Origin of the sequence: Micromonospora gifhornensis (assembly GCF_016863515.1) — a bacterium.
Classification (GTDB): domain Bacteria; phylum Actinomycetota; class Actinomycetes; order Mycobacteriales; family Micromonosporaceae; genus Micromonospora; species Micromonospora gifhornensis.
On the sequence record NZ_BOPA01000005.1, the window covers coordinates 100973 to 117443 of the forward strand.

General features: G+C 70.8%; 15 protein-coding genes. 12 read left to right on the top strand and 3 right to left on the bottom strand.

The features are described 5' to 3' along the window. Positions 1 to 59 precede the first annotated feature (59 nt). From glmU to cysN, 7 genes are all read left to right on the top strand, one after another. Positions 60 to 1586 carry a bifunctional UDP-N-acetylglucosamine diphosphorylase/glucosamine-1-phosphate N-acetyltransferase GlmU gene (gene glmU, locus Vgi01_RS02970; protein WP_373306841.1) on the top strand — a complete coding sequence of 509 codons (1527 nt, stop codon included), beginning with the start codon at positions 60 to 62 and terminating at the stop codon, positions 1584 to 1586. Positions 1587 to 1649: 63 nt separating this feature from the next. Continuing rightward, entirely contained in the window at positions 1650 to 2630 is a 981-nt protein-coding gene (locus Vgi01_RS02975) for a ribose-phosphate diphosphokinase (protein ID WP_013731491.1), read from the top strand. A gap of 305 nt (positions 2631 to 2935) precedes the next feature. Then, complete coding sequence (locus Vgi01_RS02980) at positions 2936 to 3643, top strand: 50S ribosomal protein L25/general stress protein Ctc (protein WP_204290067.1); 708 nt, start codon at positions 2936 to 2938, stop codon at positions 3641 to 3643. A 109-nt stretch (positions 3644 to 3752) separates the two neighbouring features. Further along, positions 3753 to 4343 (top strand): aminoacyl-tRNA hydrolase, encoded by a 591-nt coding sequence (pth, locus tag Vgi01_RS02985; RefSeq protein WP_204290068.1) that lies wholly within the window; start codon positions 3753 to 3755, stop codon positions 4341 to 4343. A 113-nt stretch (positions 4344 to 4456) separates the two neighbouring features. After that, positions 4457 to 5260, top strand: a complete 804-nt coding sequence (locus Vgi01_RS02990; protein ID WP_126711919.1) for an inositol monophosphatase family protein — start codon at positions 4457 to 4459, stop codon at positions 5258 to 5260. A gap of 74 nt (positions 5261 to 5334) precedes the next feature. Continuing rightward, positions 5335 to 6246, top strand: a complete 912-nt coding sequence (gene cysD / locus Vgi01_RS02995) for a sulfate adenylyltransferase subunit CysD (RefSeq protein WP_102658843.1) — start codon at positions 5335 to 5337, stop codon at positions 6244 to 6246. Beyond that, on the top strand, positions 6246 to 7568 hold the full coding sequence (gene cysN, locus Vgi01_RS03000) for a sulfate adenylyltransferase subunit CysN (RefSeq protein WP_102658844.1): 1323 nt from the start codon (positions 6246 to 6248) through the stop codon (positions 7566 to 7568). Before cysD ends, cysN begins: the two co-directional genes overlap by 1 nt. 672 nt (positions 7569 to 8240) lie before the next feature. Here cysN and galK read toward each other — a convergent pair. Together galK and galE are read right to left on the bottom strand one after the other, a co-directional pair. Then, the gene (gene galK, locus Vgi01_RS03005) at positions 8241 to 9395 is read right to left on the bottom strand and encodes a galactokinase (protein ID WP_102658845.1); all 1155 of its coding nucleotides are present in this window, start codon (positions 9393 to 9395) and stop codon (positions 8241 to 8243) included. Beyond that, entirely contained in the window at positions 9392 to 10411 is a 1020-nt protein-coding gene (gene galE / locus Vgi01_RS03010; protein WP_199743872.1) for a UDP-glucose 4-epimerase GalE, read from the bottom strand. The genes galK and galE overlap by 4 nt, the downstream gene beginning before the upstream one ends. A 46-nt stretch (positions 10412 to 10457) precedes the next feature. On the opposite strand from galE, the gene Vgi01_RS03015 reads away from it, so the two are divergent. From Vgi01_RS03015 to Vgi01_RS03035, 5 genes are read left to right on the top strand one after another with little or no spacing between them, the layout of a single operon-like run. Continuing rightward, positions 10458 to 11450, top strand: a complete 993-nt coding sequence (locus tag Vgi01_RS03015; RefSeq protein WP_239088775.1) for a hemolysin family protein — start codon at positions 10458 to 10460, stop codon at positions 11448 to 11450. Positions 11451 to 11483: 33 nt separating this feature from the next. Continuing rightward, positions 11484 to 12509 carry a tryptophan--tRNA ligase gene (trpS, locus tag Vgi01_RS03020; protein WP_102658848.1) on the top strand — a complete coding sequence of 342 codons (1026 nt, stop codon included), beginning with the start codon at positions 11484 to 11486 and terminating at the stop codon, positions 12507 to 12509. A 35-nt stretch (positions 12510 to 12544) separates the two neighbouring features. Then, positions 12545 to 13114: a 2'-5' RNA ligase family protein gene (locus tag Vgi01_RS03025; protein WP_102658849.1), complete on the top strand. Its 570-nt coding sequence runs from the start codon at positions 12545 to 12547 to the stop codon at positions 13112 to 13114. Positions 13115 to 13171: 57 nt separating this feature from the next. Further along, positions 13172 to 14092 carry a YihY/virulence factor BrkB family protein gene (locus tag Vgi01_RS03030; protein ID WP_102658850.1) on the top strand — a complete coding sequence of 307 codons (921 nt, stop codon included), beginning with the start codon at positions 13172 to 13174 and terminating at the stop codon, positions 14090 to 14092. Between the two features lie 56 nt (positions 14093 to 14148). Beyond that, positions 14149 to 14580, top strand: a complete 432-nt coding sequence (locus Vgi01_RS03035) for a hypothetical protein (protein ID WP_204290069.1) — start codon at positions 14149 to 14151, stop codon at positions 14578 to 14580. A gap of 118 nt (positions 14581 to 14698) precedes the next feature. Here the strand turns inward: Vgi01_RS03035 and Vgi01_RS03040 are convergent, their stop codons facing one another. Continuing rightward, positions 14699 to 16330 (bottom strand): glycoside hydrolase family 13 protein, encoded by a 1632-nt coding sequence (locus tag Vgi01_RS03040; RefSeq protein WP_102658852.1) that lies wholly within the window; start codon positions 16328 to 16330, stop codon positions 14699 to 14701. Positions 16331 to 16471: the final 141 nt, after the last annotated feature.

A 16471-nucleotide genomic window follows, 5' to 3' on the forward strand; every position in this document is an offset into this window, starting at 1 on the left:
CGGCTGATTGTCTGGTTAGCATGGCCGCGAGACTGTCCGCGTCCGACGGGAGCCACGTCGTGCCCGAGCCCCACCTCCGTACCGTCGTCGTGCTCGCCGCCGGTGAGGGCAAACGGATGAAGTCCTCCCTGCCCAAGGTGTTGCATCCCCTGCTGGGTCGCACCCTGCTCGGGCATGTGCTGAGCGCCGCCGAGCCGCTGGCGGCACAGCGGACGATGGTGGTGGTGGGGCACGGCGCGGATCAGGTCCGGGCACGCCTGGCCGAGGTGGCGCCGGAGGCCGTCGCGGTGCACCAGGCCGAGCAGCTCGGCACCGGGCACGCGGTGCGGATCGCGTTGGAGGCGGCGCCGGAGGCCACCGGCACGGTGGTCGTCCTCAACGGTGACGTGCCGCTGCTGCGTCCGGAGACGGTCGCCGCGCTGGTGGCGGCGCACGAGGGCGAGCGGGCGGCGGCAACGGTGCTGGCCGCCGAGGTGCCGGATCCGACCGGGCTGGGTCGGATCGTGCGTGACGCGGCGGGCCGGCTGGAGCAGATCGTCGAGCAGCGCGACGCCACCGCGGACCAGCTGGCGATCCGGGAGATCAACGCCGGGATCTACGCGTTCGACGCGGCCCGCCTGCGGGACGTGCTGGGCAAGCTGTCCACCGACAACGACCAGGGCGAGGAGTACCTGACCGACGTCTTTGGGCTGCTGGGCTCGGCCGGGGAGCCGGTGGCGGTGCACCTGGCCGGCGACCACACCGAGACGCTCGGCTGCAACGACCGGGTGGAGCTGGCGGGGCTGCGGCGGCTGCTGCGGGACCGGGTGAACGAGCGCTGGATGCGTGCCGGGGTGAGCCTGCTCGACCCGGCCACGACCTGGATCGACGTGACGGTGGCGCTGGACCGGGACGCGGTGGTGGACCAGAACACCCAGCTGCGCGGCCGTTCGGTGGTGGGTAGTGGCGCGGTGGTCGGCCCGGACGTGACGTTGATCGACACGGTGGTGCACCCCGGTGCGACGGTGCTGCGTAGCCACGCGATCGGTGCGGAGGTCGGCCCGGGGGCCAGCGTCGGGCCGTACGCCTATCTGCGGCCGGACGCCCGGTTGGCGGAGAAGTCGAAGGTCGGCACGTTCGTCGAGGTGAAGAACTCCGAGTTGGGTGCGGGTGCCAAGGTGCCGCACCTGTCGTACGTGGGTGACGCGACGATCGGGGCGCGGGCGAACATCGGCGCGGCAACGATCTTCGTGAACTACGACGGGGTCAACAAGAGCCGCACCGTGGTCGGCGAGGGCGCGTTCGTGGGCTGTGACACGAATCTGATCGCGCCGGTCGAGGTGGGTGCGGGGGCGTACGTGGCGGCGGGGAGCGCGATCAGCACGGATGTGCCGCCGGGTGCCCTCGGGGTGACCCGGGCGCCGCAGCGCAACATCGAGGGGTGGGTGGCGCGTAAGCGGCCGGGAACGGTGTCGGCGCAGGCGGCCGAGCGGGCGTTGCAGGGTGGATCGTCCCAGGTGCCGGCCGCAAGTGAAGGTGAGGCAATCCACGGCACTGCCGAGTCGGTGGGCGCGGCGACCGAGGCGGGAGATACTGCAACCGAATAGTCCCCGGCCAGCTACCACCTCCAGGCCGGGTACCACCGACCAAATACGGGAGCAGACGGGCCCATGGGCAGCATCGTCGCCGAAAACCGCAAGAGCCTGATGCTCTTTTCCGGACGTGGCTTTCCGGAGCTGGCCAAGGAGATCGGCGAGGTGCTCGGCGTCGCGCCGACGCCGGCCGACGCGTACGAATTCGCCAATGGCGAGATTTTCGTACGGTTCAAGGACTCGGTGCGTGGTTCGGACGCCTTCGTGGTGCAGTCCGTCACGCATGGGGTGAACACGTGGGTCATGGAGACCCTGATCATGGTGGACGCGTTGAAGCGGGGTTCCGCCAAGCGCATCACCGTGGTTCTGCCGTTCTATCCGTACTCGCGGCAGGACAAGAAGCACCGTGGCCGGGAGCCGATCTCGGCGCGGCTGGTGGCCGACCTGTTGAAGACGGCGGGGGCCAACCGGATCCTCACCGTGGATCTGCACACCGCGCAGATCCAGGGGTTCTTCGACGGGCCGGTGGATCACCTCTTCGCGATGGACATCCTGGCCGAGTACGTGGAGCGCAGGTACGCGGGGCGGCCGATGACGGTGGTCGCCCCGGATTCGGGTCGGGTACGGGTGGCCGAGCGGTGGACCGACCGGTTGGGCGGCTGCCCGCTGGCGTTCATCCACAAGACCCGGGATCCGTTGAAGCCGAATCAGGTGGTGGCGAACCGGGTGGTCGGTGAGGTCGAGGGTCGGGTCTGCCTGATCGTCGACGACATGATCGACACCGGCGGCACGATCTGCAAGGCGGCGGACATCCTGAAGGAGTCCGGTGCGGCGGATGTGATCGTGGCGTCCACCCACGCGTTGCTTTCCGACCCGGCGACGGAGCGGTTGAAGAACAGCCCGATCAGCGAGGTGGTGGTGACCAACACGTTGCCGTTGCCGCCGGAGAAGCAGCTCGACAAGCTGACCGTGCTGTCCATCGCGCCGCTGCTGGCGCGGGCCATCCGCGAGGTGTTCGACGACGGTTCGGTGACCACCCTGTTCGGTGGTCTGAGCTGATCGACGGGATCCGGACGGGTCGGTCGACTCGTCCGGATTCATCCTGGACCGATGCCTGCGGAAAAGGGCTGCGGGTCGGTCGGTGGCGGTGGTACGGGGACTGCCGGAACTTCGGGATTCCGCTCGGGTAGACTGGTGCGGTTGCCACGGCGAGGGTGCCCTGCGGGCCGCTGAGAAGCGCCGCACGGAGGCACCGTGATCGACGCGGTGCTCCGGGCAGTCTTCTGACGCATGAGCCCCTGCGAGCCCCCCGCCCAGCACCGCCAGACGACAAGCTGCCGCAGCGAAGCATCAGGAGTTTTCCCGTGTCCGAGGTAAAGATCAGCGCCGAGCCCCGTACCGAGTTCGGCAAGGGTGGTGCCCGTCGTACCCGCCGGGCCGGCAAGGTGCCCGCCGTGCTGTACGGGCATGGCGAGAAGCCCAAGCACATCGCGTTGCCGGCGCGTGAGTTCGCGGCGGCGATCCGCAAGGGCGGCGCGAACCAGCTCTTCGCGATCGAGGTGAGTGACGGCACCCAGGCGCTGGCGTTGCCGAAGGCGATTCAGCGTGACCCGATCAAGGACACCTTCGAGCACGTCGACCTCTTGCTGGTGCGTCGGGGCGAGAAGGTCACCGTCGAGGTGCCGGTCGAGCTGACCGGTGAGGCCGCGAAGGACACCCTGATCGTGCACGACCACGACACGCTGTCGGTGACCGCCGAGGCGACCAAGGTGCCGGATCACCTGGAGGCCTCGATCGAGGGTGCCGAGCCGGGCGTCCAGGTCACCGCCGCGGACGTCGAGCTGCCGGCGGGTGTGGAGCTGGCCGGTGACCCGGAGCAGACGGTCGCCACGGTGACCGCCGCGCCGACCGCCGAGCAGCTCGAGGCGACGCTGCCCGAGGTCGAGGTGGCCGAGGCCGAGGTCGAGGCCGGGGTCGGCGAGGAGGGTGCCGAGTCGTCCGAGGGTGCCGAGGCCGGTGAGCCGGCGGCTGCGGGTGGCGAGGAGACCGCCGAGGCCAAGACCGAGGCCTGATCGGTTCGTAGGCTGTGCGACAGGCGTCCCCGGGGTTCCGGGGGCGCCTGTCGGCGTATCGGGTGGCCCCCCGCCAACGGGGCGGCGACGATGACGGAGGGGACGGGCGGTGACGGACGAGACCGGGCCGTGGCTGGTGGTCGGGCTGGGCAATCCGGGTCGGGAGTACGCGGGCAACCGGCACAATGTCGGGTTCATGGTGGCCGATCTGCTGGCTGACCGGTTGGGTGTGAAGTTCGGCCGGTACAAGCGGGCGATGGCGGATGTGGCCGAGGCGCGGCTGGGTTTCGGCGGGCCGAAGCTGGTGCTGCTCAAGCCGTTGACGTACATGAACCTTTCGGGTGGCCCGGTGGCCAGCCTGGCGCAGTTCTTCAAGGTGCCGGCGACTCAGGTGGTCGCGGTGCACGACGAGTTGGACATCGAGTACGGCCAGGTGCGGGTGAAGTTCGGCGGTGGTGAGGGCGGGCACAACGGGCTGCGCTCGATGTCCAAGTCGCTTGCCACAAAGGACTATGTGCGGGTGCGGTTCGGCATCGGTCGTCCGCCGGGGCGGCAGGATCCGGCGGATTACGTGCTGTCGGATTTCGGCGCGGCGGAGCGCAAGGAGTTGGACTTCCTGGTGGACCGGGCCGCCGATGTGGTGGAGTCGGTGATCATCCGGGGTGTGGAGCCGACGCAGAATCTGTACCACGGCACCTGAGGACGGCCGGCCGGGCGGCTGGTCGATAGGGTGCGGGTTTGCGGCCGAGCGGGGCGGCTGCTCGGCGTAGACGGATTGCGACGGGAGCGCGGGGCATGAGCAGCAGTCCTCCGATGGTCGACGGGGAGTTCGCCCGCTGGTTGGCGGCCCGGGCGGGTGAGGCGCTGGTGGGCCTGCGGGCCGAGTTGGGGTTCGACGATCCCGCCGCGTTGAAGGCGGCCGGGGACAAGGTCTCGCATGATCTGATCCGGGCCGAGTTGGCGAGGTGGCGTCCGGGTGACGCGGTTCTCTCCGAGGAGGACGAGGGTTCCCGTCAGGCGTCCGCGGCGCAGGGCGAGGCGGGGGTCGGGTCCCGGTTGACCGCCGACCGGGTGTGGATCATCGACCCGTTGGACGGTACGCGGGAATTCAGCGAGCAGGGGCGTACGGACTGGGCGGTGCACGTGGCGCTGTGGGCGCGGGACGCCTCGGCGTCCCACGGTCTGGTCGCGGGTGCTGTCGGGTTGCCGGCACAGCAGCGGGTGTTGGCGACGGACCAGCCGCCCGCGTACCCGTCGGTGTCGGTCGGTGGTGCGGGCCGGTTGCGCCTGGCGGCCAGTCGGAGCCGGCCGCCGGCGTTCCTGACCGACCTGGCCGAGGAGGTCGGGGCGCAGTTGGTGCCGATGGGATCGGCCGGCGCGAAGATCGCCGCGGTGGTGACCGGTGAGGTGGACGCGTACATCCACGCGGGCGGGCAGTACGAGTGGGATTCGGCGGCGCCGGTGGCTGTGGCGACGGCCACCGGGCTGCACGCTTCCCGGATCGACGGTTCTGCGCTGAAATACAACGAGGCGGACCCCCGTCTGCCTGACTTGTTGGTGTGCCGCAAGGATCTCGCCAGCCGGTTACTTGCAGCGCTGCGCCGGCATGGCGGGTAGCCTGGCGCTACTTTCTGACATCCCCGACCGGAAAGGTCTGGAAAGCGGATGAGCGAGCGAATCGAGTCGGTGTCATGACCGCGACCGCGGCCTACCAGGTCACCCACCTCGACGCCTTGGAGGCGGAGAGCATCTTCGTGATGCGTGAGGTGGTCGCCGAGATGGAGCGACCGGTGCTGCTCTTCTCCGGCGGCAAGGACTCGATCGTCATGCTCCGGCTGGCGCAGAAGGCGTTCGCCCCGGCGCAGATCCCGTTCCCGGTGATGCACGTGGACACCGGCCACAACTTCCCCGAGGTGCTGGACTACCGCGACCGTCGGGTCGCCGAGCTGGGCCTGCAACTGGTGGTGGCCAGCGTGCCGGAGGCCCTGGCCAGCGGGCTGGTCCGGGAGTCCGCGGACGGGATGCGTAACCGGATCCAGACGCCGGTGCTGCTGGACGCGGTGGAGAAGCACCGCTTCGACGCGCTCTTCGGCGGGGCTCGCCGGGACGAGGAGAAGGCCCGCGCCAAGGAGCGGGTGTTCAGCTTCCGCGACGAGTTCGGCCAGTGGGACCCGAAGAACCAGCGACCGGAGCTGTGGTCGCTTTACAACGGGCGGCACCACCCGGGCGAGTCGATCCGGGTGTTCCCGCTGTCCAACTGGACCGAGCTGGACGTGTGGCACTACATCGCCCGGGAGCGGATCGAGCTTCCGTCGATCTACTACGCGCACGAGCGTGAGGTGGTCGAGCGCGACGGGATGCTCTACGCGGTAAACGAGTTCCTGCCGGCCCGTGCCGGCGAGGACCGGTTCAAGGCCCGGGTGCGGTACCGGACGGTCGGCGACGCCTCCTGCACGGCGGCGGTCCGCTCGGACGCGGACACCGTCGAGAAGGTCATCGAGGAGGTCGCCGCGACCCGGATCACCGAGCGCGGGGCCACCCGGGGTGACGACCGGGTCAGTGAGGCCGCGATGGAGGACCGCAAGCGAGAGGGCTACTTCTGATGACCACCGAGACGCTCGCGCCGGGCGACGCGGCGGACCCGACCCGCGCCGTGGCGGAGGCCCGCCCGATGGATCTGCTGCGGTTCGCCACGGCCGGCAGTGTGGACGACGGCAAGTCGACCCTGATCGGTCGGCTGCTGTACGACACCAAGTCGCTGTTCACCGACCAGTTGGCCGCGGTGGAGGCGGTCAGCGCGGCCCGGGGCGACGAGTACACAAACCTGGCGTTGCTCACCGACGGTCTGCGGGCCGAGCGGGAGCAGGGCATCACCATCGACGTGGCGTACCGCTACTTCGCCACGCCGCGGCGCAAGTTCATCATCGCCGACACCCCCGGGCACATCCAGTACACCCGGAACATGGTCACCGGCGCCTCCACCGCCGACCTGGCGTTGATCCTGGTGGACGCCCGTAAGGGCCTGGTGGAGCAGTCGCGCCGGCACGCCTTCCTCTGCTCCCTGCTGCGGGTGCCGCACCTGGTGCTCTGCGTGAACAAGATGGATCTGGTCGACTACTCGCAGGAGGTCTTCGACCGGATCGCCGACGAGTTCACCGCGTTCGCGGCGAAGCTGGACGTGCCGGACCTGACCGTGGTGCCGATCTCCGCGCTCAAGGGTGACAACATCGTCACCCGCTCGGAGAGCATGCCCTGGTACGAAGGCCCGGCGCTGCTGCACCACCTGGAGCGGGTGCACATCGCCAGCGACCGGAACCTGGTCGACGTCCGCTTCCCGGTGCAGTACGTCATCCGCCCGCAGTCGACCACGGTCACCGACTACCGGGGTTACGCCGGTCAGGTGGCCTCCGGCGTGCTCAAGCCGGGCGACGAGGTGATGGTGCTGCCGTCCGGCTTCACCAGCCGGATCTCGTCGGTGGAGACCGCCGACGGCCCGGTCGCGGAGGCGTTCCCGCCGATGTCGGTGACGGTACGGCTGGAAGACGAGATCGACATCTCCCGGGGCGACATGATCTGTCGTCCGAACAACGCGCCCGCAGTCGCGCAGGACATCGAGGCGATGGTCTGCTGGATGGACGAGACCCGTCCGTTGCAGGTCGGCGGCAAGTACGCGATCAAGCACACCACCCGTGCGGCCCGGGCGATCGTCCGTGGCCTGCACTACCGCCTGGACATCAACTCGCTGCACCGGGACGAGTCGGCGAGCGAGCTGCGGCTCAACGAGATCGGTCGGGTCCGCCTGCGGACCACCGTCCCGCTGCTCGCCGACGAGTACCGTCGCAACCGCACCACCGGCGGCTTCGTCATCATCGACGAGAGCACCAACCGCACGGTCGGTGCCGGCATGATCGTCGAAGCCGGCTGAGCCGCGCCGGCCGGCACCTCCGGCCGGCCCCGCTGCCCCCTGACCCTGCCCAACCTCCCTCGTCAACCCGACTCGTCGTGACGGCCCGCGCCGCATCCGTGCCGCGCGGGCCACACCCGCCTCCGGGCCACGCACCCGCTTCCGGACACACTGGCCTGCTTCCGGTCCGCGCGCCTGCTTCTGGCTCGCGCGACTGCTTACCTGCATCACGCGCCCGATGCGCGGGAGGTGCGGTGACCGAACTCGTAAGCTGTGCGCAGGCCTCGGCCTGATCGCGGGGGTGTCGGCGCAGGGCTCAGCGCGCCCTGGCTTCCGTGCCCGCACGCCAGCGACCGGGACCACGGGCCTGCTTCCGGGCCGCGCCGTACCCAGGGGAGCGGATGTCTTCCCGGAGTTGGCGAAGGTGCGTGGGCGTGCGTTCCAGCGTCCAGAGTGCGGTTGCCTCAGCGTTCCGGGCGGCGTGTGCCCGGCACTCGAAGGTTCCGCGCCATTCAAGGCGCGCGGCGCGGGCGAGTCGGGGCGCACCACGCCGATCGCATCCGCGCTCCTGCCGGCATTTCACACTGAGATCGTGCTCGATCTGGGATCGAGTGGCTTCCGAGCGCGCAGCGCGCGGGGCGTTGGGCGTGGGCAGCGTGCAGCGGGGCTTGAGCAAGCGAGGGCGGGAGCGGGTCAGTCGAGGCGGGTGGCGCCGGTGGCGGGGGTGACGGTGGTGTGGGTGGGGGCGGTGAACCCCCGTCGGGCGTACGCGCCGGTGACGGCGTTCGCGACCGTGTCGGAGTGGTCGGCTTCGACCAGGGCGAGTACGCAGCCACCGAAGCCGCCACCGGTCATCCGGGCACCGAGTGCCCCGGCGGCGAGGGCTGCCTCGACGGCGGTGTCGACCTCGGGAACGGTGATGGCGAAGTCGTCGCGCATGGAGGTGTGTGAGGCGACGAGCAGCGGGCCGATCTGCTGGATCTGTCGGGCGCGCAGCAGCTCGACGGTGTCGCGCACCCGCTGGTTCTCGGTGACCACGTGTCGGACCCGGCGGCGGGTCTCGTCGTCGGGGAGTCGGGCCAGCGTGTCGTCGAGGCCGTCGGTCGGGACGTCCCGCAGCGCGGGTACGTCGAGCAGGGCGGCGGCCTTCTCGCAGCTGTTGCGGCGGGCCGCGTACTCGCCGTCGACGTGGCGGTGCGGGGCGTTGCTGTCGATCACGAGGATGGCGAGACCTGCGGCGTTCAGGTCGAACGGGATGTGTTCCACCTGTTCGGTGCGGCAGTCGAGGAACAGTGCGTGCCCGGCGCGGCAGCGGATCGCCGCCGACTGGTCCATGATTCCGGTGGGTGCGCCGACGTAGTGGTTCTCGGCGCGCTGGGCCAGCCGGGGCTGGGCCTCGGCGGGCAGGTCGAGGCCACCGAGGTCGACCAGGGCGGCGAGCACGGCGGCCTCCAGCGCGGCGGAGGAGGACAGGCCGGCGCCGAGCGGCACGTCGGAGGCGATCGCCAGTCGGGCGCCGGGCACCTGGTAACCGGCCTCGCGCAGCGCCCAGACGATGCCCGCCACGTAGCCGGCCCAGCCGGTGACCCGGCCGGCGCCGGTCACCTCGGCGGCACCGAAGTCGACCGTCTCGCCGGTCAGCTCGGACCAGACCGTCCAGGTCTCGCCGGGCTGCGGCGCGGCGGCGGCGACGGTTCGCAGGGGGAGCGCGAAGGGCAGCACGAAGCCGTCGTTGTAGTCGGTGTGCTCGCCGATCAGGTTGACCCGTCCGGGAGCCGCCCAGCGGCCGGCGGGCGGCTGGGCGTACACCTGGTGGAAGCCGGCAGCGGCGCGGTCGGCGACGGTCACGGTTGGGCCAGTCGGTGCGTGCGGTAGAAGGCCCAGGCGTCGGTGATCATGTCGTGCAGGGTCGGCTTCTGCGGCTCCCAGCCGAGTTCGGCGCGGGCCAGCGCGGCGGAGGCGACCAACTCGGCCGGGTCACCTTCGCGGCGGGGCGCCATCTCGACCGGAACGGGATGGCCGGTGACCTCGCGGACCACCTCGACCACCTGCCGGTTGGTGAAGCCGTTGCCGTTGCCGAGGTTGTAGATGCGGTGCTGCCCGGGGACGGCCGCGCCGAGGGCGAGCAGGTGGGCCCGGGCCAGGTCGGCGACGTGGATGTAGTCGCGTACGCAGGTGCCGTCGATCGTGGGGTAGTCGTCGCCGAACAGTTGCAGCTTGTCCCGCCGGTCGGCGGCCACCTCCAGCGCGATCGGGATGAGGTGGGTCTCCGGGTCGTGGCGTTCGCCGAGGGCGGTGTCACCGTCGAGGTACGCCCCGGCGACGTTGAAGTAGCGCAGCGAGACGGCGGCCAGGCCGTGCCCGATCGCCTCGGAGGTGAGCGCCATGTCGACGGCGAGTTTGGTCGCCCCGTACGTGTTGGTGGGGGCCTTGATGGCGGTCTCGACGATGGGCAGCTCGACCGGGTTGCCGTAGACGGCGGCGGTGGAGGAGAAGACCAGCCGGGGTACGCCGGCGGCGCGGACCGCGTCGAGCAGGGCCAGCGATCCGACTGTGTTGTTGTGCCAGTACCGCTCCGGGGCGACCATCGACTCACCGGCGGCGATCAGCGCGGCGAAGTGCAACACGCCGTCGAAGCCGGCCTCTGGGGTGAGCACCCGCGCCGCGTCGTGGATGCCTGCCTCGACGAATGTGGCGTCGGGGGCGAGGGCTTCCCGGTGACCGGTCCGTAGATCGTCCAGGACGACGACCTGGTGACCCGCGTCGAGCAGCATCCGGGTCACCACGCTGCCGATGAAGCCGGCGCCGCCGGTGACGAGCAGTTTCACCTCGGTCCTCCTGCCTGGCCCGTTCGGTGTGGCCATGTGGTGAGGACAGCCTACGGCGGCCGTGCTGACTACCATCACTGTCATGCGGGCAGCGCGTCGGCGCGGATCCCGGCGGCGGTGGCCATCCCAGCCCCGCCGCGAGCCTGGGCGGCTCGCCCGGGCGGTGGCCCGGGTGGTGGTCCGGGCGGTCGACGGTGGGTTGCGGCTGGTCACGGCGCTGCTGGGCACAGGCCCGGCCGCCGGTCGGGAGCGGATCAGCGAGGCGGAGCTACGCGACCTGGTCGCCGCGAACACGGTGCTCGATCCGGTGGGCCGGCGCATCATCGACGAGGTGCTGGTGGCCGGTGCGAGTCTGGTGCGTGAGGTGATGATGCCCCGCACCGAGGTGGTGTTCCTGTCGGCGGCGTTGACCCTCGCCGAGGCCGAGCCGCTGGTCCGGGCCGGCATGCACACCCGTTATCCGGTGGTCGACGGCACCCATGACGACGTGGTCGGCTTCGTGCACCTGCGCGACGTGCTGTGGCATCCGGACCGCGATCCGGGCACCACTGTCGGTGCCCTGGTCCGGGAGGTCAAGCGGCTGCCGGCCAGCAAGCGGGTGCTCGCCGCGTTGACCGAGATGCGGCGGGAGGGGCACCACCTGGCCGTGGTGATCGACGAGTACGGCGGTACGGCGGGCATCGTCACCTGCGAGGATCTGATCGAGGAACTGGTCGGGGAGATCCACGACGAGTACGCCGAGGTGCCGGAGCCGGAGCTGGCCGGGCTGCCGGCGGTGGTGGAGGGGCGGCTGAATCTCGCAGATTTCGCCGAACGCACCGCTGTGGTGTTGCCCGTCGGGCCGTACGAGACGGTGGGCGGGTTCGTGATGGCCGCGCTCGGGCGGCTGCCCATGCCGGGTGACGAGGTTCCGGTGCCCGATCCGTCCGGGATCGGCGGGGGTTGGCTGCTGCGGGTGCTGACGCTCGACGGGCGTCGGGTGGCCCGGCTCGCGGTCACCGCCGGCCGCCTGCCCGAACAACGGCGGACGGTGGGCCGATCCGCCAGCCCGACCGGACCGGCCAGCCCGTCATGACGTACGCCGGGTGATGCTGACAGAATTGCCGGCATGTCCGACGTACCTGCCCGCCCGCGCGTCTTCTCCGGCATCCAGCCGACGGCCGACTCGTTCCACCTCGGCAACTACCTGGGTGCGGTGCGGCACTGGGTGGCGTTGCAGGAGTCGCACGACGCCGTCTACTGCGTGGTCGACCTGCATGCCATCACCGCCGGGCACGACCCGAAGGTGCTGCATCAGCGCAGCCGGGTGGCCGCCGCGCAGCTGCTCGCCGTCGGCCTGGACCCGGAGCGGTGCACGCTGTTCGTGCAGTCGCAGGTGCCCGAGCACGCGCAGCTGGCCTGGGTGCTGGGTTGCCTCACCGGGTTCGGTGAGGCCAGCCGGATGACGCAGTTCAAGGACAAGTCGCAGAAGCAGGGCAACGAGCGGGCCAGCGTGGGCCTGTTCACGTACCCGATCCTGCAGGCCGCCGACATCCTGCTCTACCAGGCCAACGCGGTGCCGGTGGGCGAGGACCAGCGTCAGCACCTGGAGCTGTCCCGGGATCTGGCGCAGCGGTTCAACAGCCACTTCGGGCCGACCTTCACGGTGCCCGCCCCACACATCGTCAAGGCCACCGCGAAGATCACCGATCTGCAGGACCCGACGGCGAAGATGTCCAAGTCGTCGTCCTCTCCGGCGGGCATCGTCGACCTGCTGGAGGATCCGGCCCGCTCGGCCAAGAAGATCCGCTCGGCGGTCACCGACACCGGTCGGGAGATCGTCTTCGACGAGGAGACCAAGCCGGGCATCTCCAACCTGCTGACCATCTACTCGGCGCTGAGCGGGCGCGGGATCGACGATCTGGTCGCGGCGTACGACGGCAAGGGCTACGGCGATCTGAAGAAGGATCTCGCCGAGGTGGTCCGGGAGTTCGTCACGCCGATCCAGGCGCGGACCCGCTCCTACCTGGAGGACCCGGCCCAGCTGGACAAGCTGCTCGCCGCCGGGGCGGAGAAGGCGCGGCGGCTGGCGGTGCCGACACTGCTCAAGGCGTACGAACGGGTGGGTTTCTTCCCGCCGGTACGCGGCGAGTAGCTGTTCGCGGCAGCGCGAGCGGTCCGGACAGGTCGGTGGCCGAAGGAGTGGCGCGGAACGTGGATCATGGGAGCGGGGCGCCGGATGCCGGCGACACCATCCAGATCGGCATCGCGGTGGACATCCCCGAGCCGTGGGGCGGCACGCTGACCCGGCGTCGGTTGGCGTCCGGCGACCTGAACACGGTGCCGGCACATGTGACCCTGCTCGGGCCGACCGAGATCCCGGTGTCCGCGCTGCCCGCGGTGGAGCGGCACCTCGTCCAGGTCGCCGCCGCCCACCTGCCGTTCACCCTGCATCTGCGGGGCACCGGCACGTTCCGGCCGGTGACCCAGGTGGTTTTCGTCGCGGTCGCCGCCGGCATCAGCGAGTGTGAACTGCTGGCCGCGGCGATCAACGCCGCTCCCGAGTTGCAGCGGGAACTGCGGTTCCCCTACCACCCGCACGTGACGGTGGCGCAGGATGTCGCGCCGGAGGCCCTGGACCAGGCGTACGAGGATCTGGCGGACTTCTCGGCGATGTTCGAGGTGGAGCATTTCACGCTTTTCTCGCACAGTGGTGAGGCCCGGTTCCAGCCCCGCCGGGACTTCCGGCTGGGCGGTTGATCCTCCGGCCGTGCCGAGGAGCGAGCGCGGTGACGAGGAAGCGGCGAGGATGACGAGGTGAACCTCCTGGGGCGGGTCGAGGCGGGCATCGACCGCCGACTCAGCGCCGCCCGGCACCGCTGGCCGGCCTTCGGGCATCTGTGGCGGGCCGGGGTGCGCTACACCGATCTTCAGGGTGGTCGGCTGGCCGCCGCGATCGCGTACTACGGCTTCTTCGCGGTCTTCGCGCTCGCGCTCGTGGCGTACGCGGCGTTCGGTGCCCTCCTCGACGACAACGACGAGGTACGCGCGGCGGCGGAGGAGTTCCTCGGGGAGAATCTGCCGTTCCTCGATCCGGCCCAGGTCGCCGAGAGCAGTGGCACGGTCGGGGTGGTGGGTCTGCTGATCCTGATCCTGACCGGGATCGGCTGGGTCGAGGCGATCCGTTCCTCGCAGCGGCTGATCCACGGTCTCCACCAGCATCCGGGCAACCTGGTCGTCCGCCGGCTCGTCGATCTCGGGGTGCTGCTCGTGGTCTTCGTGCTGCTCGGCGCCTCGGTGGCGGCGGTGGACGCGCTGGAGTCGCTGCTGCGCTTCCTGCTGCGCAGCACCGGATCGGTCGGGTTGACCACGGTCAGCGCGGTGCTCAGCGTGCTTGTCAACGCGGTGTTGGCCACCCTGATGCTGATCGTGGTGCCTCGGGTGCAGATGAGTCGGGCGCGGCTGCGGCCGATCGTGCTGCTGGTCGCGATCGGCATCACCCTGCTCAACACGGTCGGCCGGTTCTGGGTGGGGCGGGTCGAGCACAACCCGGCGTACACCGTGGTGGCCACCGCCGTGGGCCTGCTGGTCTACCTGTACCTGCTCAACCAGTTGGTGCTCTTCGGCGCGGCGTTGGCGGCGACCAGCCGGCGCGGCCGGGTGGTGGACCTGGCGGGTGGCCGGCGCTCCGATCTCGATTCGGACACCGATCCGGGTACCCCGGGCGGGGCTGGTTGATCCGGTGATGTGCCGAACCTTCCGCGGGAGGTTCGGGCAGCGGCGATGATGGGCCGGTGGGGGCACTCGTGACGTTGGACCTGCCGAGCGACTCGCCGTTGAGCGAGCTGCCGTGGATCATCACGTTCGGTCCGCTCGGTGACGACGAGTGGGAGCCGGTGGTCTGTGGTCCGTACGAGCGACCGCACGCGCTGGCCCTGGCCGAGGCGCTGGTCGCCGACGACGAGCTGATGGCGGTGGTCGAGCCGCTGATACCTGCGGTCTCCGTGGACCAGATCCGGGGCGAGATCGCCGCCGCCCAACTCGCTGCCGCGGACGAGACGGTCCAGGTGGAGCGGGCCGACCTCTACGGCGACTACGAGGACACCATCGACGAGGAGGAGCTGGCGGCCGAGGACGACCACCTCACCGGCCCGCTGCCGGTGCCGGACGTGACCGAGCTGCGTGCCGGTTTTGCCCGGATCGCCGCCCGGTTGACCGGCGGTTGACCTGGTGCGCCACCGGCAGCGAGCCGGATGTCGGTAGGCGTCGGCCGGGGAGGTTCAGCCCCAGTCGTCCGGCGGCGCGCAGCACGCCGGACGACCAGGTTGCTGATGGACTACCCGTTCAGCGCCGTTCGAACCAGGCGGCCGCGTCGACGGGGAGCACGTGGCCATCGTGCTGCTCGGTGAGCGCCTCGCTGGCCACCAGCGGGGTGCCGTACCCGTCGATCCGTGCCGGGGTGTCGCCGGTGTTGACCACGCAGGTCAGCACCGTGTCGCCGGCGGACCGGCTGAAGGCGAGCACGCCGGGCGCGGTCTCCTGCCAGGTGATGCCGCCGGTGCCGGCGAGGGCGGGGTGGGTGTGGCGGATCCGCAGGGCCGCCCGGTACAGCTCCAGGGTCGAACCGGGCACGCCGCTCTGGGCGGCCACCGACAGCGCACGCCAGGTGGCCGGGGCCGGCAGCCAGCTCAGCTCGCTGCCGACCGGCCCGAAGCCGTACGGGGCCACCTCGCCGCTCCACGGGATGGGCACCCGGCAGCCGTCCCGGCTCTCGCCGGTACGCAGGAAGGCCGGGTCCTGGCGCAGCTCGTCGGGCAGGTCGAGCACCTCCGGCAGCCCCAGTTCCTCACCCTGGTAAAGGTAGGCGCAGCCGGGCAGGGCGAGCATCATCAGCGCGGCGGCGCGAGCCCGGCGCAAGCCGACCTCACCGTCGCCGTAGCGGGTGACGTGCCGCTGACGGTCGTGGTTGGACAGCACCCAGGTGGTCGGGGCACCGACAATCGTCGACTCGGCAAGCGCGGTGTCGACCACCTTGCGGAACGAGTCGGCCGACCAGGTGGCGTCGAGGAAGTCGAAGCTGAACGCCTGGTGCAGCTCGTCCGGTCCGATGTAGCGGGCCAGCCGCTGCGGGGTCTCGGCCCAGGCCTCGGCCACCGCCATCCGGCCGCCGGGGTAGCTGTCCAGGATGGGCCGCCAGGCGCGGTAGATGTCGTGCACCTCGTCCTGGTCGAAGTAGGGCAGCCGGCCCTTGCCGAGCAGTTCGGACTGACGGCGGCCGGTGGTCATCGAGTTGAAGCCGACGTCCGGCAGCCCTTCGGCCTTGATCATGCCGTGGGCCACGTCGATGCGGAACCCGTCGACCCCACGGTCCAGCCAGAACCGCAGGATGTCCTCGAACTCGGCGCGTACCTGCGGGTTGCGCCAGTTCAGGTCGGGCTGGGCGGGATCGAACAGGTGCAGGTACCACTGGCCGTCCGGCACCCGGGTCCAGGCCGGACCGCCGAAGATGCTCTCCCAGTCGTTGGGCGGCAGTTCGCCGTCGGTGCCCTTGCCGTCGGCGAACAGGTAACGCTCGCGTTCGGGTGAGCCGGGCCCGGCCGCCAACGCCGCCTGGAACCAGGGGTGCTGGTCGGAGGTGTGGTTGGGCACGATGTCGACGATGATCCGCAGGCCGAGCGCGTGGGCGTCGGTGATCATCGCCTCGAAGTCGCCGAGCGTGCCGAACATCGGGTCGACGTCCCGGTAGTCGGCGACGTCGTAGCCGCCGTCGACCATCGGGGAGGTGTAGAAGGGGGTCAGCCAGAGCGCATCCACGCCCAGGTCGCGCAGGTACGGCAGGCGTTCCCGGATGCCCGGCAGGTCGCCGATGCCGTCCCCGTTGGCGTCGGCGAAGCTGCGGACGTAGACCTGGTAGACGACGGCGGACCGCCACCAGTCGGCGTCGGAGGTCAGCGGCGAGGGGTTGCTGACGGTCATCGGGTGTTCCCCGTTCTGTGGCGCGGGACGGCGGCACCCGGCGTGGCATCGGTGGGACGCGGGTGTCTGAGAAGAATGCCGGGCCAGCGCTGCAAGAGTCAAGCAGACCTTGCGCAAGAAATCCCTACGGCCGCCGGAGTG